Origin of the sequence: Phormidesmis priestleyi BC1401, from assembly GCF_001650195.1 — a bacterium.
GTDB lineage: Bacteria > Cyanobacteriota > Cyanobacteriia > Leptolyngbyales > Leptolyngbyaceae > Phormidesmis_A > Phormidesmis_A priestleyi_B.
This window is the reverse complement of sequence record NZ_LXYR01000028.1, coordinates 1-25,880: the sequence shown is the minus strand read 5'-3', so window position 1 is coordinate 25,880 and position 25,880 is coordinate 1. Positions and strand designations below refer to the sequence as shown.

Here is a 25,880-nt window from a genome sequence, read left to right as displayed (position 1 = left end):
CCGATCGAGGTTCATTCCAGATACACGGTCTCAATCGTCCTAGCGTTTCCTTTCAGATTTGCTAGATTGTAGAAAAACTGTTTATAAATGGTTTTTCTAGCTTTACAACCGTGCGTTAGTGATTAATGATGGCAACCATTCTTCGAGACTTAAGTTATCAATATCAGTGGTTATATGACGGCATCTCCCGAGTTGCGGCGCTGGCAGTTGGCGGAGAATCGCGGTTTCGGCAGTTGGCATTGCAGGGGTTGCCGATCGCGCAAGACTCCAAAGTTTTAGATTTGTGCTGTGGAAGTGGACAAACCACTCAGTTTTTAGTGCCGCGATCGCGCCACGTCACTGGGCTAGATGGCTCTCCGCTCTCGATTAAACGAGCACAGCAAAACGTGCCCCAAGCAACTTACATAGAAGCCTTTGCTGAAAAAATTCCGCTCTCAGACAATGAGTTTGATTTAGTCCACACCAGTGCGGCGATGCACGAGATGGAAGCCGAACAATTGCATCAGATTTTGCAAGAAGTCTATCGAGTCTTAAAGCCAGGTGGATATTTTGCAATGGTCGATTTTCATGCCCCCACTAATCCATTTTTCGTCCCTGGATTGGCGGTCTTCTTTTGGCTATTTGAAACCGAAACCGCGTGGCGATTAATCGAAACTGATTTAGTCGATTTGCTGACAGGGATTGGCTTTCAGGTCAAGGATCGGACGCTTCACGCAGGCGGCAGTCTTCAAGTCATCCAAGCTCAAAAGCCAGCCTCATAGCCTGTCGTATTCATCTTTAAAAAACAACACGACAGAAGCGAACCTCTGCCGTGTTGTTTGTCTTAGATAGTGTTGGAAGAAGAGCCGAAACTCTTCTCAATAAATAATTCTGTATAACCCAGAGAATAACTTATGGAAGTGTGAAGAAAAGCGGTTAAGAGCTTCAAAAACTTGGTTTGATTTGTTTTCTTCACAAGATTAATTTACGCCCTTTTGTCGGCTCGATCGCTCTATCTTGAGAAAGGCAATTTCCTTACCCTTTAGACAGATTCTGTCTCCTAATTCTTCAATCAGTAATGCGGAGAGACTTCTGATAACCAACGCTGCGCCATCTTTGGAGAAGTCAGTCCAACCTTTTTGAGATGCCCAAATTCCGGCTGCTGAAACAGGGTCGCGTACTGACTGCGATTTTTCTGATAAGTCTGAACTGCCCACACAATGACCGAATCGCTGCTCAAAAATGACTTTTGAAAGGTTTCGCGATTGCCATTACAGCAGTCTTCTTGCAGCACAACTCGCCGAATCGTTCGCTGAAGGATTTGACGCATGACGATCGCAAACGAATAATCGAGCCACACGATCGTGTCAGCACGAGTCCAAACAAGCGGACGAATCTTACTGTAATTGCCATCCACCACCCAAGCGTCACCGCTCAACGCCGTCTTAACTCGCGATCTAAACACGTCGATCGTCGCCTCAGTCCAATTTGGCTCCCAGTGAAGGGCATCTAGCTCAATATGAGGAACCGCCAACCGTTGAGACATTTGACGCGCCAACGTAGTTTTGCCGGAGCCACTGGTGCCGACGATCGCGATCTTGCAATCGGACATCGCTCTAAGTCGTGTATTCAGCGTTGATTTTCACGTAGTCGTAGCTGAGGTCACATCCCCACGCCTGACCTGTGCCTGACCCATTGCCGATGCTGACTTCGATCATCACCGGATGACTGACGTATTGGGTATTAGGTGCGCCGCGATCGAACGCGACCGGATGGTTTCCTTCCATCACCAGCAGTTCATTACCCATCTCGGCACTAACTATCGATCCAGCCGGACGAGGAAGCGTACTTGCCTCAGCTTGTTGTTTGAGATAGCTGCTGGCAGCCGCCCGATCGAAAGGTTGAGGTTGACCGTTTTGCATCATCAAGAAATCGCCCAATTTGATTTGCAAATGTCCCTGTTCAAACGGCACTTCTGCTCGTCCTGCTGCCGCCGAGATTCTGCCCCAGTTAGGGTCACGTCCAAAAATAGCCGCTTTGACCAGTGAAGAACCCGCGATCGTTTTTGCGACCCGGCGTGCTGCCGCATCGTTGATCGCTCCAGAAACCTGCACCTCGATTAAGCACGTTGCCCCTTCACCATCGCGCGCGATCGACTTCGCCAAATAGGTGCATACCTCGGTCAACATTGCCTCTAGCTTTTCTGCCTCTGCGCCCATTTCAGTAATCGCCGGGGTGCGAGATTGACCATTGGCTAGCGCAATCAGCGTGTCATTGGTGCTGGTGTCGCCATCAACGGTGATTTGATTGAAACTGCGATCGGCAGCCCGACTCAGCATCTGCTGCCAAAGTGGGGGAGAAACGGCTGCATCACAGGTCACAAACGACAGCATCGTTGCCATGTTGGGATGAATCATGCCCGACCCTTTCGCAATGCCGCCAACCCGCACGGGGCGATCGCCGATCGTGGTTTCTAGGGCGATCGATTTCGTTACTAAATCAGTCGTGCAAATCGCTTTAGCCGTAGCCGCCGAGCCGTTTTCGTCGAGGGAAGCCACCAAAGTAGGCACCGCTGCCCGAATTGCCTCCATTTTATTGCGCTGCCCAATCACACCCGTTGAGGCGAGCAGCACCAGATCCGACGAAATATTTAGCGCTTGAGCAATCAGTTGAGCACACTCTAGAGCATCCAGCATTCCCTGAGCGCCTGTTGCGGCATTTGCTTGCCCCGCATTGCAGAGAATGGCACGAGCCGTCTGTTTTAACTGCAATCGCTCTTGACAATAATCGACAACAGGGGCTTTGGTTTGACTTGTGGTAAACACACCCGCCGCGATCGCGTCTACGTCAGAAACAATCAGCGCCAAGTCTGGCAAGCCTGAAGGCTTTAGTCCGGCGATGATTCCGGTCGATCGAAAGCCTTTAGGTGCCGTCACCCCACCTGGAATTTTCTGCCATGCCATAATCTTGCCTCTCCTACCGTTATCGATACTCTGAGAGGCGATTATATCAAGCTCAATGGATCGCAGTGTCGCTTAAGGCATTAAAGACATGAAAAAAGGGAGGGTCACGCTGCGACTCCCCCTATCATCAGGGTGCATCTACTAAGCACAGTACGCCATTTTTGGGGTGAGGGGGGAAACCCTTGAAGAACTTTTTTCTAAAAACACGTAAGTTTTATCGAAAATTCATAAGAGGCTAAAGAGTCCAGGGTTTCTACGGTAGATTTAGCGAGCTTCGGGGAGGAGTGGTCTCGCAATGTGCGACTTTCCTGAAATGGCTGCAAAGACTGCCCTCATCCTAGCCTTCTCCCGATGGGAGAGGGAACCGGAACGGTCCGAAAGCCCTTCTCCCTAAAGAGAAGGGTGGGAGGGCTTGCCCCACTTCGTGAGGAGGGCAAATTAGTGGTACATCACGTGTAGTCCTCGAAATCTAGGCGTTCAGCTTTTTGGCTAACAACTGGTTAGTCATTTTGGGGTCAGCCCGTCCGCCCGTTTGCTTCATGACTTGACCGACAAAGAATCCCAAAAGTTTTGTCTTACCACCGCGATATTGCTCAAGCTCTTTGGGATTTGCCGCAATCACAGCCTCGATCGCCATCTCGATCGCTCCACTGTCTGAAATTTGCACCAAGCCCTCACGCTCGACGATCGCGTTGGGTGAGCCACCTTGGGTCAACAGTTCGGGCAAGATATCTTTGCCGATTTTGTTGCTAATCGTGTTGGCATCGATCAACGCCGTTAATTCAGCTAGCGCGATCGCAGTTAGCGAAATCTCTTTAATCGTCTTGCGCTCGTTGTTGAGATAGGCGCTGATGTCGCCCATAATCCAGTTGGCGGCTTGTTTGGGATTTGCCTTGGCAGCGACGGCAGCTTCAAAATATTCAGCGATATCGCGATCGTCCGTCAACACCCGCGCATCATACGCCGAAAGTCCAAAATTGGTTTCGTAGCGGGGGCGCTTTTGATAGGGCAGTTCGGGCAATTCACTGCGCCAGTGGTCTAACTGATCAGACGGGACTTCGATCGCACCTAAATCTGGCTCCGGGAAATAGCGATAATCACTGGAGCCTTCTTTGATTCGCATACTAATCGTGCGCTGCGATCCTTCTTCCCACAGGCGCGTTTCTTGCAGAATGCGTTCACCCGACTCGATCGCTGCAATTTGCCGCTCAATCTCGTGCTCGATCGCCCGTTGAATGGCGTTGAAAGAGTTCATATTTTTGATTTCGACTTTAGTGCCGAACTCTTTTTGCCCGATCGGACGCACCGAAATATTCACATCACAGCGCAGCGAACCCTCCTGCATATTGCCATCACTGACCCCCAGATAGCGCATAATCCGCCGCACCTCTTGAGCATATTCGGCGGCTTCCTGCCCCGATCGCAGATCTGGCTCTGAGACAATCTCCACGAGCGGAACGCCTGCCCGGTTATAGTCCACTAACGAATAAGTCGAGCCTGAGAGCCGCTCGCTGCCGCCGTGCACGAGTTTTCCGGCATCTTCTTCCATGTGCAGGCGAGTCACTCCGATTCGTTTACGCACCGGATTGTTTTCTGCATCCAGCATCTCGATTTCAACCCAACCGTGTTCGGCGATCGGAAGATCAAATTGCGAAATCTGATAGTTCTTGGGCAGGTCAGGATAAAAATATTGTTTGCGATCGAACTTGCTGTAAGGCGCAATCTGACAGTTGAGCGCCAGTCCTGCTTTGACCGCATACTCCAAAACTTTTTGGTTGAGCACAGGCAACACCCCCGGCATCCCCATACAAATCGGGTCAATGTGAGTGTTTGGCTCAGTCGTAAACTTGGCAGAACTGTCAGAAAAGATCTTCGTTTCGGTGCTCAACTGACAGTGAGTTTCTAGCCCGATAATCGCTTCATACTGGGTTTTGGCTGGCGCAGCAGTCGTCATAAAATTTCAGAACTATAGCGGGGCATACTCCTTTATTCTAGCGGGAACCGGAACCTCGCCTTCTCTAACATCAGACCTCTCACTCCTCGAAACCTTCAGGGAATCTTTACAGACCTGTGACTCAGAGAAATTTTGCGTAAGATTGGTAGAACGCTCCACTCAGAATATTTAGAAAGACCCCAATGCTTGTCTGTCCACAGTGTCAGTTTGAGAACCCCAATGTCAACAAATTTTGTCAAGAGTGCGGCATCTCTTTGACCGAAGAAACTTGTCTAAGCTGTGACACTCAGGGCGAGGTCGATGTGCAAATTTATTTAACGCTGCGATCGCAGCTTCACCAGGTTATTCCCCAAGTTCACGATGCTTGGGGATCGGGCGAAGATGCTCTCTTGCTAGAAGATCGATCGCACCTCCCTTCGTTCGTCGATCGCTTGCGGAGCGATCGTGACCTATCTGGGCTGCAAGTCTTGCACTGGTTCTACGAAATGGTCGAGATCTGGGAAGCATTAGAACCCTGGCACTGTCGGCAGAGCTTGCTAGACCCCCAAAACCTGCGAGTTGATGAAGATCAAATATTGTGCCTACAGAAATTGTTTCTAGAAGAAACCCCCGCGCCATCGCTGCAAGATCTAGGTGAGACCTGGCAATTTCTACTCAACCAGCTTTCTCAAACTCAATTGGCAGCCCTACATTTGCTAATTGCTGATCTGCAAGCGGGTAAACTAATCACAACCGATGAGATCAAATCGCGCCTTGAAGCGATCGCGCACGAGATGCAAGCAAGCTTTACTGAGATCGAGATCATGCCCAACTCTCAAGATCTGACCACTCCCGACTCCAGCAATGTTCCGCTCGAAAGGTTTGAGGACGAAGACTTAGAAGCCGAAGCCGTCACCCTACAACCCGAAGAAGACGGAGACGACATGCCGACGATCGTCTTGCCCATGCAGCTATTTAGCCTCGAAGACGCAGGCAGAACTGACATCGGACGGACTCGCGATCACAACGAAGACTGTTTTGGCATTGACACCAAAATTGCAAAAATTCAAATTCCGTCTGGCAAAACGGTTCGAGCACAGGCACTCTATATTCTTTGCGATGGCATGGGCGGACATGCGAGTGGTGAAGTCGCTAGCCAGTTAGCAGTAGACACCCTGCGCCACTATTTTCGAGACTATTGGCAGAATGCAGGCGCTAATGCTACTGGGCTTCCTCCCTTAAACGTGATTCGTGAAGCCGTGCAGCTAGCCAACACAGCCATCTATGATGTCAACCAGCAAAACGCTCGATCGGGCAGCGGCAGAATGGGCACCACGATGGTAATGCTGCTGATTCAAGACACCGAGGCGGCGGTCGCCCATGTTGGAGACAGTCGCCTCTATCGCTATAGCCGCAAAGGAGGCTTAAAGCAGGTGACGATCGACCACGAAGTCGGTCAGCGAGAAATTCAGCGCGGCACAGAAGCCACGGCTGCCTATAGTCGCCCCGATGCCTACCAGTTGACTCAAGCGCTAGGACCCCGCGACGAAAACTTTATCAGTCCCGATATTCAGTTTTTTGAAATTAACGAAGACATGGTGCTGATTCTCGCATCGGATGGCTTGACCGACAACGATTTGCTCGAAACGCACCGTGAGACCCACATTGCCCCCCTGATTAGCTCACTGACTAACCTTGAGCAAGGAGTCAGTCAACTCGTTGAGCTTGCCAATCAATATAACGGTCATGACAACATCACGGCGATCGTGATTCGAGCTAAGGTCAGACCTAACCTAGACCAGTTGTGGTGACGGTAGACTCAAGCCTCCTAATCTTCTTCGTCCCACGCGTCTACCGAGAGTAGCTCGCTAACGGGATCTTGCATCGTGAAATCAAATGAGAGTAGCTCTTGTTTCCAATAAGCCCACTCATCGCCGTAGAGGAGTGCAATCTTCCAGAGGCTATCGCTGGGTTTAAGCAGCTTTGAGTCGATGAGCGAGCGCACCTGACGCTGTAGCTTCACCATTGGGTGAGCAACGTGTGTGTTCATTCCTTCCTTAATCATGATTGAGTTGTGGTAATTTCTGGGGTGACTTCCTAGCAAGACGTAGATGGTTGCTGTGTCAGGAAGCTTCTTTTCAACTTCTCATGTTATCGTGCTTTTTGAACTTTGGAACACGCCAAAAGGCTGCGATCGTTCTCCTTTTAAGACACGAATGCGGCTTTTGCTTGGTTTTGCAACACCCAACTACACTTCATTCTTCTATCACAGCGTGGTAAGACGCTTCGATGTTGCCCGTGCCAACGTTGTTCAGCGCTGAGAGCCATTGCTCGCGTTAATTGACGATTGTTCACCGAGAACTTCTCAAAACTGGGACAATGTAATGACTACTTTAGAAAAGGTGCAGGTGATATGCCTAAAATTAGTGTTCAAGGAAAAACCGTTGAGTGCGCGATCGGAGACAACCTCCGTCAGGTGCTTCTCCAGAACAATATTGACCTCTACAACGGAAGCGCAACTGTCATCAATTGTCATGGTTTGGGTACATGTGGCACCTGCGCAGTTGAGATTCAGGGAAACGTGTCTCCGATCGGCTGGCGTGAGAAAGCCAGATTATCTTTGCCGCCTCACGGTGCAGGAACGACTCGACGGCTTGCCTGTCAGGTTCAGGTAATGGGCGATCTGCAAGTCACTAAGTTTGATGGCTTTTGGGGGCAGGGCAACCAGCCCGTTTAGAAAATCGCAGGGTAGAGGTCAGACTCTATCCTCTGTGCCAAGTGTTTTAATAGAAACTTAGGTAAGTTACAAATAACTAAACTGTTGGCAAGAGATTATGAATTTTCCTGGCAGAATTATTGGGGGCACGTTGGTTGCGATCGCCATGGCATGGATTTTAAATATCGCTGGCGTGTTCCCCTTCAACAGTCGCAGCAATAATCAACTTGCTAGCGACGGTGCAAATAATCCGCCGACCTCCACTAACAATCAGCAAAACGGTCAGGGCACTCAAAGTAACAGGGCAAGCACCCAAAACTACGGGACAGGTAATCAGGGCAGCAGCAACACAGCACAGCTACCCAACGCGACCAATCAACCCAATACAGGAGTTGATGGAACGGCTCCTATTAATTCTGACCCTAACGCAAACGCTCCTGCCCCTTCGGCTCCGGTGGTTAGAGGGGCTTGGTGATCATCAGGAGGGTTAGATTGAGTGTTAAGTAGGCAGGCTCAGTTAAAGTCAGTTTGTGGGTTTCGACTTCGTTCAACTCGCTGGAGATTCTGGCTTTGAGCGGAGCCGAAAAGCGTCTTACCGTCAATCCCGTTTACAGACTTAGCAAATGCGCTTCTCTAGATATTGACCAATCATTTGCTGCTCACCCGCACGAGAAATGATCGTCTGTCGGGTGCGATATTTATGACCCACCAGCTTTAACTCTTCCTCAAACACTGAGTCTTTATATTCAGTTTTCAGGCACAGGGTTTCAGGGTTGGTGAAGTAAAATTCAGCCGTCACGGGTTTGGGAGTGGCAAACCCACGATCGCGATATAGAGTCGTTTCCAACACGCCAAATAACGTCGAGCCTTTAGACTCTTTCTTACCCGAAACCGAATTTTCACTATCCCAAGTGACAGCGGCTCCGCAGGTCATGATAGTTTCGTCGGTTAGTTGGTGAAGTCGAGCCAGGTCTCGCAGTTCTAAACATCCCGACTCTAAAAAGCGAATCTTGACCAAACTGACCATTTCTTTAGATTCGCCGTCGGGCAAGGTGTAATAACGCCGCTCAGAGCGCCATTCGCCCTCCGATCGTTGAAAAAAGGCTGCAATCAGGGATTCGCTTGTCGTCGATTGAAAGTGTAAAGATGTTGTCATGAGAGTGCTCCTCGCGAGAGTAGGTGGCGGTTGGTAAGCTAACCATTCATTGGTTTTGGGCAGCGCTTCTAGGAGCACTTTTAGGTAAAACTGCACTTGCCCTGTTACAATTTTTAATATACTACACGAATCTGGTTGGCGTTTCCCCTTAGAGAAGGATCTTGCCTCGGTCTTTTTGAGGAAAAGACAAGGTAAGAGATTTTCGGCGTTGCTGAATCGATCTATAGAAGCACAGATTCTACCCTCACCCTAGCCCTCTCCCAAAAGGAGAGGGGACAAGAGTTCTGGCTCCTTTCTCCCTGGGGATAAGGGCATTTCATATCTGCATTCAGCAATGCCACGTCTTCTTAATGAATTACTGCCTCTTTATCCACATCACTTATCTACACTCAAATTCATGCAGATACTTGAGGTGCAACACCTTCAAAAAACCTATCGATCGTCCCGTAAAAAGATCGCCCAGGCAGTGAGAGATGTGTCGTTGACCATCGCTGGGCGAGAAGTGCTGGCGTTTTTAGGACCCAACGGAGCTGGAAAAACGACCACGATTAAGATGATTGCGGGGCTGATTTTGCCCGATCGGGGCGATGTCAAAATCAATGGGCGCAATCCTCACCGAGACGCTGAGGCGCTGCGATCGCTTGGAGCCGTTTTAGAAGGCAACCGCAATCTCTATTGGCGACTGACCCCGATTGAGAATTTAGAATATTTCGGCGTGTTGCGAGGCTTGAGTCCCAAAGTGGCGCGACAGCGTGGACGAGACCTGCTAGAGCGATTTGAGCTATCTGACAAACGCAACGCTCCAGTTCAGACTTTATCGCGAGGAATGCAGCAAAAACTGGCGATCGCCGTTGCCCTGATTCATGAGCCACAGCTACTACTTCTCGATGAGCCAACGCTGGGGTTAGATGTCGAAGCCACTCAAACGGTGAAGCGCCTGATTCGTGAAATCGCCAGTGAGGGGCGAGCCATTCTGTTGACGACTCATCAATTAGATATTGCAGAAGAACTCTCCGATCGTGTCGCGATCATCAACCAGGGCGCGATCGTGGCTGAAGAATCGACCGGGGAACTAATTCGACGATTTTCGGGCAGCGCTTATGTGGTGGAACTAGAGCACGAACTCGATCTCGATCGCACTAGCAAAATTCAGAATTTGGGCGCGATTGTCACCGAAAAAACGATCCTGATCCGAGAAACAGAGATCTTGTACGAGGTTTTGCACATTCTCCAACCGCTTCCTCTAATCCGAGTCGAAAAAGAGCAAGCCAACCTGACCGAAGTTTTTCTTCAGCTTATTCAAACCCAATCAAAAACATCGTGTTGAAATTATTTTTAGCAGAAGTCAAACGCAGTTGGATTCAGTTTATTCGCTACCCAGCCGAAGCGATTGGGGGCATCTTTATTATCAGTGCGCTGTTTTATGGGTTGTTTCTCGGAGCTAGCTATGTAGCAGGGTCAAGCATTAAATTGGGCGATCGGCTCGACTCGATTATCGTCGGCTATATGCTGTGGACGCTGGTGACATTCGTGCTGTTTGACATTGCCGGAACGCTGCAAAACGAGGCACAGACGGGAACGTTGGAGCAGCTATTTATTTCACCCTTTGGGGCACCTCGCGTTTTTTTGACTCGCGCGATCGCAAACTTGATGATTCAGTTCGTTCTGATCACCACAATTTTGCTGATCATCATGTCACTCACAGGACGATGGCTGTCGTTTCCACCTACCTTGATTTTTCCATTAATCACGGTGATATTGGGCGCGTATGGATTATCATTCGCGATCGGGTCTCTGGCGCTATTGCTAAAACGTATCCAGCAGCTATTAGGAATCTTTCAGTTTGCGCTGCTCTTTTTGCTATCGGTTCCGACTGAAAGCTGGACAGGTTCGTCAAAAATAGTAGGGCTGCTGCTGCCGATGACCGCCGGAGCGGGACTTTTGCGAGACATGATGGCACGACAACAGCCCCTCAATCTCCCTCAGTTGGGTTTGGCTTTGCTCAATGGATGTGTTTACTTTGGGCTGGGACTGGCTCTGTTTCGATTTGCTGAACGTGAGACTAAGCGCAGAGGCAGACTGGGCGGATATTGATCGCCGCCCTAAAACCTGAACCACAAAAATTCAGAATAGGGCGTTGCATTCAGTAACAGACATAATAGTTATCGCTTCTATGAATGCGTAGAACTCTGACAGCATAGAGGTCAAACATACCTTCTGGTTCAAAGTTCAGCCATCGCTCCGGTTCAAAGTCCCCCAATTTTGATGAGTCACTGCGTTGGGCGGGTTCCCCGACTTAAAGCAAGTGACGTGGAGGATCTAGGGGGCGAAAGATTTTGGCAGTGACCGATCAACCGACTTGTGTAAGCAGTAGGCAGCGAAGTCACTTCACTAGGTGCAACTTATCCGGTTCTTAGAGATCACGTCATCACCGAAAGTCGAGTTGGAAAACCCTTTAATAACGTCAGTCTACGCCTTGATGACGGGGATCACAACTTAGTCCCGATCGGGGTTGCTAGCGAGATCTGGGTCGGGGAGCGCAGGCATGACAAGGAGTTGGGGGATGAGAGCATCTTCAGACCTCTGCAAGAAGTTTAGTGAACGGTAAGACGCGTTTCGGCTCTGCTCAACTCTCAAAGCCAGAACTCCTAGCGGGTTGAGCGAAGCCAAAACCGACCCAAACAAGTTGACTTTAGTTGCGCCTCCTTGCTCAGTTCTGCAAATCTGTCTCTAGATAAACAGACAAGTCATTAAAAATCGGTTATCTTCCTGCTAAATGATAGTCAAGGAAAGATCCTCGTGTTTCCGATCAGCGATGACAACCCAACACGCATCACCCCTTACGTCACGTATGGGCTAATCGCCGCCAACGTCTTAGTGTTTATCTATCAGTTGAGCCTGACTCCGCAGCAGCTAGAGTCGTTTTTCTTCACTTGGGCGGTCATTCCTAAAGAGTTGAGCCAAAGTTTTGGGGGCGCTGCAAGCAGTTCTGGCTTCCCTGAATGGGTTACGCTCATCACCTCTCAGTTTCTGCACGGTGGCTTTTTGCACATTGCAGGCAATATGCTGTTTTTGTGGATTTTTGGCAACAACGTTGAAGATCGGTTAGGGCACATCAAGTTTTTGATCTTCTACATCGCGTGCGGAGTCTTAGCTGCCCTAAGTCAATGGTTCTTCTCAGCAGGTTCTGAGGTGCCTTCGCTAGGGGCAAGTGGCGCGATCGCGGGGGTGATGGGCGCTTATATTCTGCGATTCCCGCAAGTGAGAGTGCTGACGATTATTCCGCTTGGCTTTATTTTCTTGCCCGTGCGAATTCCAGCGATCTTTTATTTGGGAATCTGGTTTTTGCAGCAGGCACTCTATGGAGTCGCCAGTTTAGGAGTAAAAACCAATATTGGGATGCAGCAAGGCGGAGTTGCCTATTGGGCACACGCTGGAGGATTTGTGTTTGGCGCAGTGTTGGGACCGTTGCTAGGTTTGTTCTCAGATGATTCTAAGGCGCAATCTTCTTGAAGCTGATCGTGCGATCAGACTCTACTACTCTAGAAAAGGGGCTTCGATCGAAGCCCCTTTTTGCTGTGAATGAGCAAATTTGGTTCAAAAAACGCATCGCAGAGTCTTGCAAGAAGATCTCAACAAGACTCATAATCAAAGAGAAATCTTTAAATTTTGCTGCGCTTTCAGTTTGATCAGACTAACTGAATCAGTTAACAGTTGTCGCAAGTCCGATCAAGGCTCTACCTAGACGCTATATGATCGGCAAGGCACCTCATTTTTTCGGCTTAGGTCGGTGGTTTGCCTCAGCGATCGCGTGAATGCAAATTTCCGACGCACCTTATCATCCGCTAATATCCCAGGAGCAGTGACACATGGGCGGTCTTATCAAACTTATCAAAAATTTCTTTAGCGGTATCTTTGCTTTTTTGAGCGGTCTCGTCGGTGGCAAAAAATCTATCGAAGGCAGCGCTCCCAAAACTCGAAAAAGCTCTGGCTACTTTCTAGAATGGGACGGTGCTGAAGCTGAGAAAAAGCCTGTCGTCAGCATACCCACAGTTGAAGCTAGCCCTGCACCTGTTGCCGCGACTATCGACGCGACGCAGACCTCAAAACCATCGTCTAAGCGATCGGAGCAGCTAGCGGCTGCGGCATCTAGCAACGGTGCGACCGCTGTTCAAAAGTCTGTCGAAAAGGCACCCGTTGCAGCAGTAGTCGCTCCAAAACCTGAAGCGACTGTTGAGTTTGCAACCAAATATTTGGTGCCTACTAGCAACAGCAGCCGCCGTCGCCCCGGCGCAAACATGAACTCCTACTTAGATATGGCGCGTGGCATGAAGTCGAACTAAATTCGAGCTTCTAAGTAGACAGACTTAACTAAACATAAAATGCGGGAGATGCCCTCACCCCAGCCCTCTCCCGCAGGAGAGGGAACCAGAATCTAGTTCCTCTTCTCCTTGGGGAGAAGGGGCTAGGGGATGAGGGTCTTCAGTTTAATTGTGCCTACCTACTTACATAATTCTAAAAAACATCCCGATCGCCTGACCGGGATGTTTTTTAATCGTTAGTAAACCTCAGTTTGACGCTCTTCTGTTTTTTGAAGCACCCAAACCGCGTGAATGATGCCAGGAACCCAGCCCAATAAAGTCAGCAAGACGTTGATCAGCAGTGCTGAACTGATACCACTATTCAGAAAAACAGCCAGAGGCGGCAAGACGATCGCCAACAGAAAACGAACAATTTTCATAGTATTTTTCTAACCCAGCTATTCTTTAATTCTTTCAATAGCATTGTCGTTAACTAGGTCGGGTTTAAGCCTCCATCTCAGGGATTAAACTTCAGAGATCTTTTGAGAACGCTAATCCACTATAGAGATGAAACGCAGGATTCCACAGGCTAGTGTCTTGACCAAACAGATGAACGTGAGATTTAAGACGCTTGAGCAGGTTAGGAAACTCGATCGCGGTTTCTGCAAAAGGCATGAACTCTGACCAAACGGGTTGCTCAGGGAGTTGATAGGTGAGAAACGCGAGTAGAGTGTTCCAGTAAATGCGATTGGTGGTTTGCCCGATCGCGTTCACTGAAGCTGAAAACGCAACCCCTTGATGAAACTGATAATTTAAGTCGCAGAGCCGCAAAATGCAGCGTCGTTTGGGAAGATGTAAATCACAAACATGAGCATAGTCTTGAGTTTGTTCTTTGCGCTGTCGCTGCGTTCTTTGTCGGGCATCGGTATCGACAACTTGCTCAAAAATTGGCAATCGTCCTTCAACGCGCTGAGTCACTTCTGCCCAATCGAAACTGAGAGAACCCAATTGATCGTGCTCGTTTTGGCAGACCGCAATCGCGTTAGGCTGATAGCTTTGAAAATATTGGACTTGGAAGACTTGAAGGCTTTGCAGCGCAGTCAACGGTGCCCAAAACGCGGGAATTTCAGCCTCTCTAAGCTGCTGCCCATAGTGTCGAAGTTCTCCGATCGCGCCCGTTCGATAGAGTCGCCAGCCCCGATGCGGAATCTGCAACCGCGCGGTGTAAGCATCTAGCTTCATAATTCGAGCAAAGTTTTGAGCCAGTGTTGTGCGGATGTCGCTGCTAATGGCTTCTAACACTAACATTCCCATTTCGGCATTTTGAGGATCTGCGGTGGCTTGGGCGATCGCGGTTTGTTGGCGAGTTTGAACCAAGGCTTTGAGTCGCTGAATGCCTTGTCGTGCCTGATTCGCAAGTTTGGGGTTGACGACATCGCGCAGCAGTTGACGATAAATCTCTTCGGCTGCCTCTAGTTTGCCAGACACTTCATAGATCCGCCCTTTATAAAATTGCCCAAACGGATTTTGGGGCGATTCGCGCAAGAAGTCTTTGAGCAACGTCGCGGCAGTGCGATAGTCTTGACGATCGAAGGCGGCAGCGATTTGATCTAGCATGATTGACTCAGCCTGAAGGATTATTTTTTCTTCTCTTCAGTCTTCACTCTCCATTCTTATTTCTTTCAACAACTCCTGCAACTAGCGAGAGCGCCACGATCGGAGCAGTGACGGCTCGAAGCACCCGACGACCTAAAGAAATTGGCTGATAACTGGCTGCGATCGCGCCTTCAATTTCGGCATCTGTCCAGCCGCCTTCCGGTCCGATCGCGAGGGTAATTGAAGGACAAGCCAATGGATCTAAGTAGTCCAACAAGTGCGGCGAGTTGCCCCGTGCGAGACAGATTAGGCGGCAGGTATCAGAGTTAGATGATTCTATTTTCAGTCGATCGCTCCAGGAAACGGGATCTAAAATCTCAGGGACGATTTGACGTTCACACTGCTCTGCGGCTTCTTGAGCAATGCGTCGCCAGCGTTCTAACTTGTTGGCACTCGGATTGAGAAGGGTTCTCTCACTGATCATAGGCGCAATGCAAGTCACGCCCAATTCTGTAGTCTGTCGCACCACCTCATCCAACCCGTTTCCTTTTGGGAGTGCCAAAACTAACGTGACGGAAATCGGCAGCTCAGACTGAGCGTGAATAGATTCTAGAATGTGTGCCCGATCGGAGACTAGAGACGCTAGCCAGCCGTGTCCGTGTCCATTCATCGCGATGAACTGATCGCCCGATCGCAGCCTCAGCACTCGACTCAAATAATGCTGTTGCTCGATCGTCAACAAAATCTGCTGCTGATCAATTTGAGCATCCGTGATCACAAGCCTTTGTAGCTGAGTCATTGGAAGTCTCTCAGAATTTCAATAAAAAAGTAGGAGCGTTTAACTCACTCCTACCCAAACAGCAGACAGTCCGATCTCAGTCTCTAAGAATCCGTGTTGGTGAGATAGGTTTCTAGCGCGTCTGCCACGAGTTCGGTAATCGGTTTGCCTTGAGTTTTTGACGCTTGCTGAAGACGCGTGTAAATCTCACGACGAACGCCCACTCGATGCCGAGAACGGAGCGTCACCGTGTCCGATTCAGCCGATTCGATCTCTTCAAAGTCATTGGTCGAGACCGTCACGACTTCATCGAAACCATCAGGCTGATAGTCGCTGACAAACTGCCGTAGCGCATCAAAACCGACCCGATCGCAGAAATCGCCAAAGCTTTCGCCATCGGTGCGCGACTGTTTGAAGTAAACAAAGAGCGGCTCTAGAAAGGTTTCTAAATCGTCGATGTGCAGCTTCTCAACGTAGGCGCGAGACAGTCGGGTTTGATTGGGGCAAGCGCCCAGCCACATTTGATAGGTGTCCGGTCCGTTGCCGACAAAGCCGAGTTCTGCCAGATAGGGACGGGCGCATCCATTTGGGCATCCTGTCATGCGGATGATAAACGATTCATCGGGCAGCCCGACTTTGATCAACAGCGATCGAATTCTTTCCAGAATGGACGGAATCACGCGCTCTGATTCGGCAGTGGCTAACCCGCAAGTGGGCAACGCCGGACACGCCATCGAATAGCGCAACAGCGTATCAATTTCGTCTTCGCGCTTGATGCCGCAGCGAGTCAGAATTTGCTGAATCTCGGACTTTTGAGCGGGTTCGATTTCGTAGAGAATCAAATTTTGGCTAGGTGTAACCAACATCGGCAAGCGGTAGGTCTCGACGATTTCACGCAGGGCAGTTTTAAGTTGAAAAGCGCCTTCGTTTTTGACGCGACCGTTTTCGACCGAAATCCCGACAAACAGTTTGCCGTCTCCTTGCTCATGCCACCCCAAAAAATCTAAATATTTGAATTCAGGTAACGGCTTGAAGGGTTCGATCGACTGACCAAAATACTCTTCGACCTTGGCGCGGAATTTGTCAACGCCCCAGTCTTCGATCAGATATTTCATTCGAGCATGACGACGATCAGTGCGATCGCCATAATCGCGCTGAGTAGCGACGATCGCTTTCATCAATCTATAGACATCATCTTTGGCAACGTAGCCGATCTCATCTGCCAATCGTGGAAAGGTTTCTTCTTTGTTGTGAGTGCGCCCCAAACCACCACCCGCAAACACGTTGAAGCCTTCTAACTCGCCTTGCTCATTGGTCAAGACCACTAAGCTGACATCCTGAGAATAAAGATCGACGGAGTTGTCACCCGGAACCGTGACGCTGATTTTGAACTTACGGGGCAGATAGTGCGTGCCGTAAATCGGTTCTGGGTTGTCATGGACGATCGTGCCCGTGCCATTCTTTTGACGCGCCGCAACCACTTCAGGATTCTCTTCTGCCGAAATGAATTTCTCACCATCCAGCCAAATCTCGTAGTAAGCACCCGTTTGGGGGGTCAGCAAATCAGCAATGGTGTGTGAATATTCGTAGGCGTATTGATAATCGGGACGGTTGCGAAATGGAGCCGGAGGAGCCATCACATTGCGGTTGACATCGCCACAAGCGCCCAGCGTGTTGCCCATATTGCGAACGATCGCTGCCAGAGACGCTTTCAGATTCTTTTTAAGAATGCCGTGTAGCTGAAAGCCTTGGCGCGTCGTGGCTCGAATCGTATGATTGCCATAGTCATCCGAGATGCGATCGAGCGCCAAATAAAGCTCAGGCGGGATAAACCCACCCGGACTGCGCGTTCGCAGCATCATCTGATAGTCTTTTTCTTGACCTTTGGCGCGGTTGTCTCGGTTGTCTTGCTGATAAGACCCGTGAAACTTGAGAATTTGAATCGCGTCTTCGGTGAAGTGCGTTGTGTCTGCTAAAAGCTCAGACGCAACGGGTTCTCTTAAAAAGTCACTGCGATCTTTGAGTCCTTCGACTTTAGAAAGCTTGCGGGTAGTGGAGTCGGGTGTCGAAGATATAACCATTAGACTGCTGCTGCGATCGTTAAAGAGGTCAATAAAGTTTCAGTCATCTCGTTTGCAGTGCAAATGACAGATGACAAAAAACCGAGAGAAGTTTTTATTCCCGGTAAGTCGGTCGGAGTTACGATGATAAGCCCATCGTATTACCTTCATTCTATGAGGCAATCAGGCGGAAATCTTGGTGACTCTAAAATGTTTTAATACGACGATCGGTCTAAATCTCTCGACGAAAAGCTCTAATGCCTTCTTCCGCATCAGTCTTAGCCTTCATGTCGAGTAGTTGAGGGGTTGTGTTAAAGCGATCGCGTCTGTAGACTCGTGAGCGGTAATCTAACATGCGGAAGGGAATCTCTGAGTCAGGACGAGTTTGAAATTCTAGGTGAAAAACAGACTCATCGGACTGAAGCAGAATTAGGGCATCGGCGCGAATCGGTTCGAGGGAAAGCTCAGAGGGTTTGATTTCGGTCAGAGCGATCGATCCCAACAGCCAACTGGCAAAGTCGGCGGAGAAGTGTTCGGCAAGGAATCGGCAAGTGTCATCGTACATGAAGGGATTGTACGACTTGTGATGCTCACCTGATTTTGATCAAATCCAAAGTTTGATGAACGATCGGGAGGCTGCGATCGGAAAAACGCAAACAGCTAGGAAACACCAACACTGTGCGCCCCTTGCGGGATGCAGCCCAACGGGTCAAATCAGCGGCGGTCGATAACCTCGAAATCAACACCGTCAATTTTCGCTTGCCCACTGCATTTGAATCGTTAGACTGCGCCTCACCGATTACCTTGCTCTACTTCAAGGCTTCGATCGTAACGAGACCACCTTCAACCGCCTCAATCTGAAGCTTAAAACCATACAGCAAACCCATTCCCACCAACGGATCTGCCTCGGAAGCCGCTACATCAACAATTTGGTTCTGACCATCCCAGATCACAGTCGCCTTGTATATTTCAAAGACGACTTCGCTCCCGTCGCCTAAAGTACCAACATCGCGGTAATGCCAAGGCAAGCCAAGATCTGTGATCATGGAAAGCGGTAAAGACAAAAAGCTGGTATGGCTACCGCCACATAGGTTAGGACAGGGACATTTTTGGCAGCACGCGAAGCACATTACCAAAAATGTCCTAAGCAAAGTGGCGATGGCCATAAATCCTGTATCGATGACCGCATCAACGGTTACTTTGGGCGAACCAATACGACCCACTGCAACTTTGATGATTGCCTCACAATTATTATTAACCGTACCGAACATCATACGGACTGTCTCAGACTGCGGCTGCCGAAACGGAAGACTGCCCGATGTCCAATCCGAATCACCCAGGGTTGAGCATCGGGTTCGCGTTCATAAAGTCGATCGACTGCGACCATAGGCGTATCAGCTACCTCAAAAGAGCCTGTCTCAATGTCGATCGCCACAATCTTGCCATAATTGCTTTCTTCGACTTGGGAACGCACCTGAGATTCATAAATCTCATCACCCCGTCGAGCGAATTCTTCTTTGCTGTAGCGGGGTTGTCGAACTGTCATGGGCTTGACCTCGTTTCAACTTTAGCCCCTACATTTTAACCTGAGCAGTGTATTGGGCAGTTATCGAAGCAATGAGGGGGAGCAAACGAGAAGTGGTTTGGTTTTCTGGGTCAATCCAACCTACAAGATCAGCGATCGCACTCACCTGATTTTGATCAGATTCAAAGTTTGATGAACGATCGGGAGGCTGCGATCGAAAAAACGCAAACCGCTAGGAAACACCAACACTATGCGCCCCTTGCGAGATGCAGCCCAACGGGGCTGTTCAGCGGCTGCCAATAAACTTTGCATCACCACACGCAGCTTTAGCCAGTCCGCTGCAACAGTGTTGTTCGACTGCGCTGGGCTTTAGAAATGCTGTAGGTACTGGGTTTCCTCCAATTTTCCTCTATAATCTGAGGCGCTTTACTAGAGAAAACCTGCTTAAACTTCACACTCTATTTCACACTGCTGGCATATCATAGGGGTAGGGAACGATAGGTATTATCTCTCGGCTCCAGCTATGCTTAATTTCTTTGAAAGCTCCAAAAAGGATGTAAAAGGTGGTTAATTTCAATCCACTCACTGCGCCACCACCCCAAGAGGTGCCCTTAAAGGATGCACCCCTTATTCGAGTGATTGCACAGTTGCGCTTTCCACCTATTCTTTCAATTGAGAAGAGCGATTTTGTGGGTTCATTTCAAGAAGCAATTCGTGAGAGCTATCCTATCCTCCAGCCCGAACAAACTCAGGGTTTTGCTTTTAGTCCTCAGGGTGTCGTTCCAACTGCACCTCAAGTTACTTGGCGGTTTGTAGATACAGCGGATAATTGGAATTGGCGAGTTTCGTTAGCACCTAACTTTTTGGCGCTTGAAACGACTGCTTACCTAAGTCGTCGTGATTTTTTAAAGCGTCTAGAAAATATACTTATTGCGCTTAATGAGAGTTTTAAACCTGCAAGTATCGAGCGATTTGGATTGCGATACATTGACAGAATTGTTGGACAAAATTTACAAGACATATCTTCTCTTGTAAAACCTGAGATAGCTGGAATGATGGCTGCTAATTTTAGAGAGTATATTCATCAAACCATCAATGAATCTTTGTTTATTATTCCAGACGGAGGTGAGCAAATTGTTGCAAGATGGGGAGCTATGCCTGCTGGTGCAACTTTTGATCCAGAGGCAATAGAAGCTGTTGCTGATCCTAGTTGGATACTTGATCTTGATATGTCTGTTTCCAAAAATAGGGACTTTCGTGTTGATGAGTTGATGAGTGAAGCACAACACTTTGCTGAAAGAATCTACACTTTCTTTCGATGGGCAGTAGAAGATGATTTCTTACGGCGTTACGGAGGTCAATTATGAGTGTTCTTTTAGCTAAACCAACTGTATTTATTACAGATGTCAGAACACCTCATATAATTGCCTCAAGAATTTTAATCGCTCCCTCTGGCACAACTACCTCCAGAGAAACCATTAATCGAAATTTAGTAGCTGCCTCGGAAATGACAACGAGTGGGGTTGCTATGGCATCGATTAGTTCTCCAGAAGCAACACAAAAGGTGCTCAGTGAGCTAAGAAGGTTGAGCGGATTAACTTGGGATCAACTTGCTAAGCTCTTTAACGTCTCTCGAAGAAGCCTTCATTTTTGGGCAAGTGGGCAACCCTTATCCCGCTTTAATGAGGAACATCTTAATCGACTGTTAGGTACTATTCGATATATTGACCGGGGAAGTGCAAATCTAAATCGTAGTCTTTTACTTTGTCCTGATAGCAATGGAAATCCCCTTTTCGATCTCCTGGTTGCAGGTAGATACGAAGAAGTCAAGCGGATCGCTGGTTCTAATAATGCGCCCCGAAGACCATTATTAGGTTCTCTGTCCGAAGATGCACGTAAGATGCGTATGCCTCAGAAGCCAGAAGATCTAGTTGATGCTCTCAATGATCCTATCCATCGTGACGTAGGACGATCTAGACCTGCCAGAGCAGTAAGGAGCCGAAAAAATAGTAGTGGTCAATGATCGTGACATTTGGATTCAGGCAATAGACACCACTCTTTTAGAATGGTATCAGGGTGATTGTGTGCTTGGAGAACACTGGTTCATCTATCGCTTTAATCCTCAACGACCTTTGACATCTGACTCTGCTGATGTTGCAAAGGAAGAAACTGATCTTGCAGAATCTGAAGTCAAGGGTTTTGCCATAGTCACACAGACCTGCGATATTGTTCGCAGTTGTAACGAACGCCCATTTGTTGAAATCGTACCTCTTGTTGAGGTTGATGAGCAGCAGTTGCATGACGTTCAACGAAGCAGGCGACCTCAATACGCTTACATTCCAGGGGTCGCGGGACTTAATCTTGTCGCTGACCTCGACCGTATCATGACAGTAGAAAAGGCGGTTGTAGCAGAATGGGAGCGTAAACCTGGATGTCTTAGTGATGACGAAATTAGGGCACTTGGGCAAGCACTGACACGGAAACGTGCTCGATTTGCTTTCCCTGACGACTTCACTGACTTTGCCAGAAAGCTCCAAAATCGTCTACGCGACAAGCATGACAAAGCTACTGATGAAGGAGAAGCACTTCGCGCCTTACGCGAGATTAGGGTACGTGCAGAACCTTCATGGAATAGCTCTGAAATCCGACTCATATTTTGGTTTATCCGAGATGAGGATCAGAATCAGTTTAAGGGAGTAGGATGGGATCAATTTCTTAACCAGTGGCTGCAATTAATCCCTGAATCTGGACGATACAAAAATGTAGAAGGTTCAGTAGTAGCTTTGGAAGGTATGACAGCAAAGGAGTATGTTGAGAGCGATCCGTTGGATCTGGATCACTTATCCTCGTAAGGTGCAGAATATGCGGCTTTACTACTTGCAAGCTTCATGAGTAGTGATCGCTTGCCGAACCATTAAAGCTTTGGCTTATTGCTGAATCTCACGGTACTTTAACGCTAAGCAATCATAGGCAACAGTCAAGTACCGTCCCACAGATAACCTAGCGGTCGAACGTTCCGGTTGAGCGGCTGTCGATAACCTTTGCATCACCACTCAGATCTCTCGTCAGTCCGCTCCAACCGGGTTGTTAGACCGTGCCTCACCGATCGCTTCCAACTGGCATTCCTGTCTTCACTTTTATTCAATGCGCTTAGGGCAGACTTCAAACTCAGAACGCGCACGAAAGAAACAGACATCAAACTCAAAGAAGAAATTAGCCTGTCCCAAAATCAAAGGCACATTGGTTGCTTGTGTCCAGGCAAATGCTAGGTTAACCATTTGGAATGAACTGACTTGAGCATTGATAACGACTGCACGGGCTTCAAAGTGAGCCAAGTTCCCTGCCAGTAGAACCGAAAGCGTTTCATCCTCCCAGATCAAACCCAGTTGTAGCCCTAACTCATAGGGCAAAACATTCACACTTGCGCCTGTATCTAATAAACCTTCGGCGTTCAGGGATTGACCATTCAGACTGAGCTTCAAAGGCAAGTATGGCATCCGATCAACTATGCCAAGACTGCTATCAATAATTTTGTAGGGAAATTTTTGAGCGTCAACCATTCTTCTCTTGCTGCTTTGTCGCCAGAAGATTCATCAAAACACTGGCAGCCTCAGAGCAATTGTACGGCGACCAGACCGGATACTCCTGGTTCGCAACGAAGAAGTTTGCGTTCTCTTCCTTGACAAGTTCTGTTGCAAGAAACTGCATTAGCCGAAGCTTGTCAATTTTTGGAAGTTCCTGGATTCGTGACATGAGTTCAGCGAATGGCATGTGAGAGTCTCCTTTGCTGGAGAGGGGTGAGGATGCTGGCTTGTCGCATGGGGGCGATCGCTAGCATTCACTTATTCTACCAATTAGCCTGATGGGTTGGTTCAGGAACTTCTACCCCTGTGGCAGCGATCTTTCTCTGAAAAATCGAGGTGGCGATCGCTGAAGCAAGATTGGGGAGCAACCAAAAAGTAGTTGGATTTATTGCTTCAATCTAGAAAACCTCAAGCTAGTGTTGAACTCTGGACTGCTGAAAAACATCGTCGCTACATGGTTTTGACCAGTATTTTGCATTATTTTTAACCGTCTCTAAATTATTTACTTCTATGGCAGAGCCAATATTATTTAGATTCCTAACGTACATATCGTGATTGGGAACATCACACCAAACATCAGTCTTTCCACCATCCCAGGGTGATGGCCAAAGATAAATGATACCCGGAGGATTCATGCCTACACGCGAGTAAAATCCTGACCGATAGCGAATGGCTGATTGAATGGTTTGTGCAAATGTGAGCGTTGGAACGCCTACATTTCCTTGTCCAGGAGTGTAATTTTGGGTGAAGTAACTCGAATCACCTGATCGATACTCAGCAGCATTGATACCAATAATGATTGGTTGGTTGTTCTGCCAAATGAAAATTGGACCACCTGAACCGCCTCGACCATTATCGCAGTCAGTATGAAAAACACCATCATTGGCATAAACGTCACGAACTCGACATCCGATGTGTACTTGTGCCGTTTCACCATTGATGAACTCCTGAACCTTTTCATTTTCAAAGGTTGAGTACCCAACGTAGGTCACTGTTTTACCATTTAGCTCTTGGTAACTGAGCGTCTGGTAACCAAACCAACCATAACGATCGCCAATTGGTCGTTCCAATCGAATTATTGCCCAGTCAGCCCTTCGGTTTTGGTTCGGATTATCTGTTCCCCACCAGTAGAGAATTCCCCTTGCTGTTTCAGGAGCCTGACCATTCTTATAGTTTGGGGCAAAAGTGATGTCTCTGCGTTGTCCGTTCTCCCAAATACAATGAGCATTTGTTAATACCAGATCTCTGTCTATTAAAGCTCCAGTGCAGTGCCCACCACCATCTATTTGAACTCATCCAACAGCACTCCAAGGAAAGGCATTGCTTCTCATCGGAACGCGATCGTCATCTCCAAATCCCAGATTAAAGTTAGGTTCATTAGTGATAGGTTGACCATCAATGGGAGATGGAATACCAGATGTTTGAGCGAATGCTGTATTAATTGAGCAGAAAGATAAAGCGCTAAAAAGAAGCGCTGAGGCAAGATTTCTGTACTTCATCGTCTTTTTATTTAGTCTGGGTGAATCATCTTGAAATAATTTTGTAAATGCAAACCCCTATCAAAGTATGGTACATCTACCCTAATCTCCATACATCCGCTTTGTCGGTCGGATAAGGTCAGGAAAAAGTCAGATACACTATGCCAGTAAATCTCACGATCTCAATATCGAATAGCGATGCATACTCACTTTAGAGATTGCACCACACCGATAACTTTTCGACTGCGCCCTGACAGCAGATTTAGCGGTCTAACGGCAAAGTTGTGCGGCAGCAAATAACCTTGACTGCGACACGAGATCTTTAGTCTGTCCGTACCAACGCAGTGTTATGCGAAACTACACTCTGCTCGCGCCATTATGAACTCACGCGCGTTATCGGGAACATGCCATAGTTTCTCTTGAGGTCGGAGTAGAGACAGTACATTCTCGTCAAGGGACCATAGATCATGAGATTTGAACGCATTGTAAACCTCTTCTAAACCATCTGCTGCCGCATTACCATGTTTTAGATTTTTGAAAGTTGCCACAAAATCATTATGGAATTCGTGTGCGATAGCTGCTGCAGCCATCCAATCTGGCAGGACAAAATGAGGATGGCTTTTGCCCTCCTTCGGAAGGTCTCCGTCTTTTTCTATCCACCAGTCAAGGTTAGCAAATTCAACTCTTATGTTTGCCCGGCTGTTTTCTACTTCTATTCCCAGGCCTGTGCTTGAGTAACGCCGGATGAACTGGATAAATTTGGCACCTTGAGAGAGTGGAATAGGTTGACCCTGAATCGCACTTTTTGTGCCTTCGCCAGGAAATCTATCTAGCAAAAGATGAAGATTTCTATCTTCAGGTTTCAAACACATACCTGCACGTAAAGTGCCAAAATTTATTGTCAAGAAGTAATACATAAGAGCTATGGCTTGTGCAAAATCAATACATTCGTCGCCAAAAAATAAGCGGTATGTATTGTAATGTGGCTGGACATAAGTCCTTGGTAGCTCTTCAATTAAATTCAGTCCCAGCGTTGCAGCAGCAACCTGTGTATGAGCGTGAAAAAAACCTGTTAAAAAGAGACCTCGCTGCTTCTGCATTATGAGCCATTTTGCTAGCTCAAGTGCTCGTTTCTCCTTTTGTCCAGGTTTGTAATCCTTGTATTGCTTGACTGGTACTGGAAGTACTGCTTCAACCTGGTTCAGGATGAAAACAACGGCAACTGCTAAACCCGGAAGACTATGCTTTTGTATTGCTTCGGATGGCTTCGCATCAGCGAAACCAAGCCACACGTTATTCATTGAACATTCTTGTGCAGGGACTATAAACGATCACTTAGGTAATTTTTTCCGTATAACGTTCCCAATCACCGGACACAGATAACCTTTGCACCTCACCGATAACTTGACTTTGTTCCGGTGCATTGGGATTGTTATGCGTTGCTCGACCCAACCGATCGCTCCGCAACTTCGCCAGACCGCAAATCTTGAAGGACGAAGAACTCGGCATTCGCGGACGTATTCAACTTTTATGAGACCAACCCCCTCCCACTCAAGATGAAAGATCTCTGCCAAAGCCCACACCGATAAGTTCGCGGCAACCGTTATCAATCACGTTGACTCTCGCATTCGCCGACCCGTTCTCAATATCGTTAATGTTCGGTTGAACGACAACTCTGAAAAACCGTGTTGATGGCGATTCGGGCTGGCGGCATAACTATTGATTATACGGAAACTTTCTGTATATCTCCCTGATTTAGGCAGATATCCCGAAACTTTCTGTATATCTCCCTGATTTGAGTAGATATCCTG

At 48.2% G+C, this 25,880-nt stretch carries 27 protein-coding genes; 11 read left to right on the top strand and 16 right to left on the bottom strand.

Annotated elements, in window-relative coordinates; genetic code table 11:
- The first annotated feature begins 128 nt into the window (after nt 1-128).
- Nucleotides 129-761 carry a class I SAM-dependent methyltransferase gene (locus tag A8707_RS15225; RefSeq protein WP_068818102.1) on the top strand — a complete coding sequence of 211 codons (633 nt, stop codon included), beginning with the start codon at nt 129-131 and terminating at the stop codon, nt 759-761.
- Between the two features lie 290 nt (nt 762-1,051).
- On the opposite strand, the gene A8707_RS15220 is transcribed toward A8707_RS15225, so the two are convergent.
- From A8707_RS15220 to gatB, 3 genes are all read right to left on the bottom strand, one after another.
- Nucleotides 1,052-1,591, bottom strand: a complete 540-nt coding sequence (locus A8707_RS15220; protein WP_068818101.1) for a P-loop NTPase family protein — start codon at nt 1,589-1,591, stop codon at nt 1,052-1,054.
- A 4-nt stretch (nt 1,592-1,595) separates the two neighbouring features.
- A complete protein-coding gene (gene argJ, locus A8707_RS15215; protein WP_068818100.1) occupies nt 1,596-2,942 on the bottom strand; it encodes a bifunctional ornithine acetyltransferase/N-acetylglutamate synthase in 1,347 nt (448 codons plus the stop codon).
- A 469-nt stretch (nt 2,943-3,411) separates the two neighbouring features.
- Nucleotides 3,412-4,896, bottom strand: coding sequence for an Asp-tRNA(Asn)/Glu-tRNA(Gln) amidotransferase subunit GatB (gatB, locus tag A8707_RS15210; RefSeq protein WP_068818099.1), 1,485 nt, complete (start codon nt 4,894-4,896; stop codon nt 3,412-3,414).
- Nucleotides 4,897-5,078: 182 nt separating this feature from the next.
- Between gatB and A8707_RS15205 the strand changes: the two genes are divergently transcribed.
- Nucleotides 5,079-6,686, top strand: a complete 1,608-nt coding sequence (locus tag A8707_RS15205) for a serine/threonine phosphatase (RefSeq protein WP_068818098.1) — start codon at nt 5,079-5,081, stop codon at nt 6,684-6,686.
- Between the two features lie 17 nt (nt 6,687-6,703).
- Here A8707_RS15205 and A8707_RS15200 read toward each other — a convergent pair whose 3' ends face one another.
- The gene (locus A8707_RS15200; protein ID WP_068818127.1) at nt 6,704-6,925 is read right to left on the bottom strand and encodes a DUF4327 family protein; all 222 of its coding nucleotides are present in this window, start codon (nt 6,923-6,925) and stop codon (nt 6,704-6,706) included.
- 363 nt (nt 6,926-7,288) lie between these two features.
- On the opposite strand from A8707_RS15200, the gene A8707_RS15195 reads away from it, so the two are divergent.
- Nucleotides 7,289-7,612: a 2Fe-2S iron-sulfur cluster-binding protein gene (locus A8707_RS15195; RefSeq protein WP_068818097.1), complete on the top strand. Its 324-nt coding sequence runs from the start codon at nt 7,289-7,291 to the stop codon at nt 7,610-7,612.
- Between the two features lie 97 nt (nt 7,613-7,709).
- A complete protein-coding gene (locus A8707_RS15190) occupies nt 7,710-8,066 on the top strand; it encodes a hypothetical protein (RefSeq protein ID WP_068818096.1) in 357 nt (118 codons plus the stop codon).
- A 141-nt stretch (nt 8,067-8,207) separates the two neighbouring features.
- Here A8707_RS15190 and A8707_RS15185 read toward each other — a convergent pair whose 3' ends face one another.
- Complete coding sequence (locus A8707_RS15185; protein ID WP_068818095.1) at nt 8,208-8,747, bottom strand: phycobiliprotein lyase; 540 nt, start codon at nt 8,745-8,747, stop codon at nt 8,208-8,210.
- A gap of 397 nt (nt 8,748-9,144) precedes the next feature.
- On the opposite strand from A8707_RS15185, the gene A8707_RS15180 reads away from it, so the two are divergent.
- The 4 genes from A8707_RS15180 to A8707_RS15160 all read left to right on the top strand — a co-directional run bounded on the left by A8707_RS15180 (nt 9,145) and on the right by A8707_RS15160 (nt 13,090).
- Nucleotides 9,145-10,074: an ABC transporter ATP-binding protein gene (locus A8707_RS15180; protein WP_068818094.1), complete on the top strand. Its 930-nt coding sequence runs from the start codon at nt 9,145-9,147 to the stop codon at nt 10,072-10,074.
- Nucleotides 10,068-10,841 (top strand): ABC transporter permease, encoded by a 774-nt coding sequence (locus A8707_RS15175; RefSeq protein ID WP_068818093.1) that lies wholly within the window; start codon nt 10,068-10,070, stop codon nt 10,839-10,841. Before A8707_RS15180 ends, A8707_RS15175 begins: the two co-directional genes overlap by 7 nt.
- Nucleotides 10,842-11,546: 705 nt before the next feature.
- Complete coding sequence (locus A8707_RS15170) at nt 11,547-12,260, top strand: rhomboid family intramembrane serine protease (protein ID WP_068818092.1); 714 nt, start codon at nt 11,547-11,549, stop codon at nt 12,258-12,260.
- Between the two features lie 356 nt (nt 12,261-12,616).
- The gene (locus A8707_RS15160; protein ID WP_068818090.1) at nt 12,617-13,090 is read left to right on the top strand and encodes a hypothetical protein; all 474 of its coding nucleotides are present in this window, start codon (nt 12,617-12,619) and stop codon (nt 13,088-13,090) included.
- Nucleotides 13,091-13,305: 215 nt separating this feature from the next.
- Here A8707_RS15160 and A8707_RS15155 read toward each other — a convergent pair whose 3' ends face one another.
- From A8707_RS15155 to A8707_RS15125, 7 genes are all read right to left on the bottom strand, one after another.
- Nucleotides 13,306-13,488 (bottom strand): YqaE/Pmp3 family membrane protein, encoded by a 183-nt coding sequence (locus tag A8707_RS15155; RefSeq protein ID WP_068818089.1) that lies wholly within the window; start codon nt 13,486-13,488, stop codon nt 13,306-13,308.
- A gap of 91 nt (nt 13,489-13,579) precedes the next feature.
- Nucleotides 13,580-14,665 carry a tetratricopeptide repeat protein gene (locus tag A8707_RS15150; protein WP_068818088.1) on the bottom strand — a complete coding sequence of 362 codons (1,086 nt, stop codon included), beginning with the start codon at nt 14,663-14,665 and terminating at the stop codon, nt 13,580-13,582.
- 43 nt (nt 14,666-14,708) lie between these two features.
- Entirely contained in the window at nt 14,709-15,443 is a 735-nt protein-coding gene (locus tag A8707_RS15145; RefSeq protein WP_068818087.1) for a 16S rRNA (uracil(1498)-N(3))-methyltransferase, read from the bottom strand.
- Between the two features lie 83 nt (nt 15,444-15,526).
- Complete coding sequence (sir, locus tag A8707_RS15140) at nt 15,527-17,503, bottom strand: sulfite reductase, ferredoxin dependent (RefSeq protein ID WP_068818086.1); 1,977 nt, start codon at nt 17,501-17,503, stop codon at nt 15,527-15,529.
- A gap of 211 nt (nt 17,504-17,714) precedes the next feature.
- Nucleotides 17,715-18,047 carry an RpnC/YadD family protein gene (locus tag A8707_RS15135; protein WP_231948094.1) on the bottom strand — a complete coding sequence of 111 codons (333 nt, stop codon included), beginning with the start codon at nt 18,045-18,047 and terminating at the stop codon, nt 17,715-17,717.
- A gap of 244 nt (nt 18,048-18,291) precedes the next feature.
- Nucleotides 18,292-18,756: a clan AA aspartic protease gene (locus A8707_RS15130; protein WP_068818085.1), complete on the bottom strand. Its 465-nt coding sequence runs from the start codon at nt 18,754-18,756 to the stop codon at nt 18,292-18,294.
- On the bottom strand, nt 18,753-19,028 hold the full coding sequence (locus A8707_RS15125; RefSeq protein ID WP_068818084.1) for a hypothetical protein: 276 nt from the start codon (nt 19,026-19,028) through the stop codon (nt 18,753-18,755). Before A8707_RS15125 ends, A8707_RS15130 begins: the two co-directional genes overlap by 4 nt.
- A gap of 542 nt (nt 19,029-19,570) precedes the next feature.
- Between A8707_RS15125 and A8707_RS15120 the strand changes: the two genes are divergently transcribed.
- Genes A8707_RS15120 through A8707_RS15115 form a run of 3 tightly spaced genes read left to right on the top strand, consistent with a single transcriptional unit; the run spans nt 19,571 to nt 21,859 of the window.
- A complete protein-coding gene (locus A8707_RS15120; RefSeq protein WP_068818083.1) occupies nt 19,571-20,374 on the top strand; it encodes a TIGR04255 family protein in 804 nt (267 codons plus the stop codon).
- Nucleotides 20,371-21,030: a transcriptional regulator gene (locus A8707_RS26920; RefSeq protein WP_074382513.1), complete on the top strand. Its 660-nt coding sequence runs from the start codon at nt 20,371-20,373 to the stop codon at nt 21,028-21,030. The genes A8707_RS15120 and A8707_RS26920 overlap by 4 nt, the downstream gene beginning before the upstream one ends.
- Nucleotides 21,020-21,859, top strand: coding sequence for a hypothetical protein (locus tag A8707_RS15115; RefSeq protein ID WP_068818082.1), 840 nt, complete (start codon nt 21,020-21,022; stop codon nt 21,857-21,859). Before A8707_RS26920 ends, A8707_RS15115 begins: the two co-directional genes overlap by 11 nt.
- A 285-nt stretch (nt 21,860-22,144) precedes the next feature.
- Here the strand turns inward: A8707_RS15115 and A8707_RS15110 are convergent, their stop codons facing one another.
- The 4 genes from A8707_RS15110 to A8707_RS15095 form a co-directional block, all read right to left on the bottom strand.
- The gene (locus tag A8707_RS15110; protein WP_231948093.1) at nt 22,145-22,504 is read right to left on the bottom strand and encodes a retropepsin-like aspartic protease; all 360 of its coding nucleotides are present in this window, start codon (nt 22,502-22,504) and stop codon (nt 22,145-22,147) included.
- A 55-nt stretch (nt 22,505-22,559) separates the two neighbouring features.
- Nucleotides 22,560-22,778 (bottom strand): hypothetical protein, encoded by a 219-nt coding sequence (locus A8707_RS15105; protein ID WP_068818080.1) that lies wholly within the window; start codon nt 22,776-22,778, stop codon nt 22,560-22,562.
- Nucleotides 22,779-23,004: 226 nt separating this feature from the next.
- Nucleotides 23,005-23,877 carry a trypsin-like serine peptidase gene (locus tag A8707_RS26915; protein WP_082906375.1) on the bottom strand — a complete coding sequence of 291 codons (873 nt, stop codon included), beginning with the start codon at nt 23,875-23,877 and terminating at the stop codon, nt 23,005-23,007.
- 539 nt (nt 23,878-24,416) lie between these two features.
- Nucleotides 24,417-25,370 (bottom strand): hypothetical protein, encoded by a 954-nt coding sequence (locus tag A8707_RS15095; protein ID WP_068818078.1) that lies wholly within the window; start codon nt 25,368-25,370, stop codon nt 24,417-24,419.
- Nucleotides 25,371-25,880 lie beyond the last annotated feature (510 nt).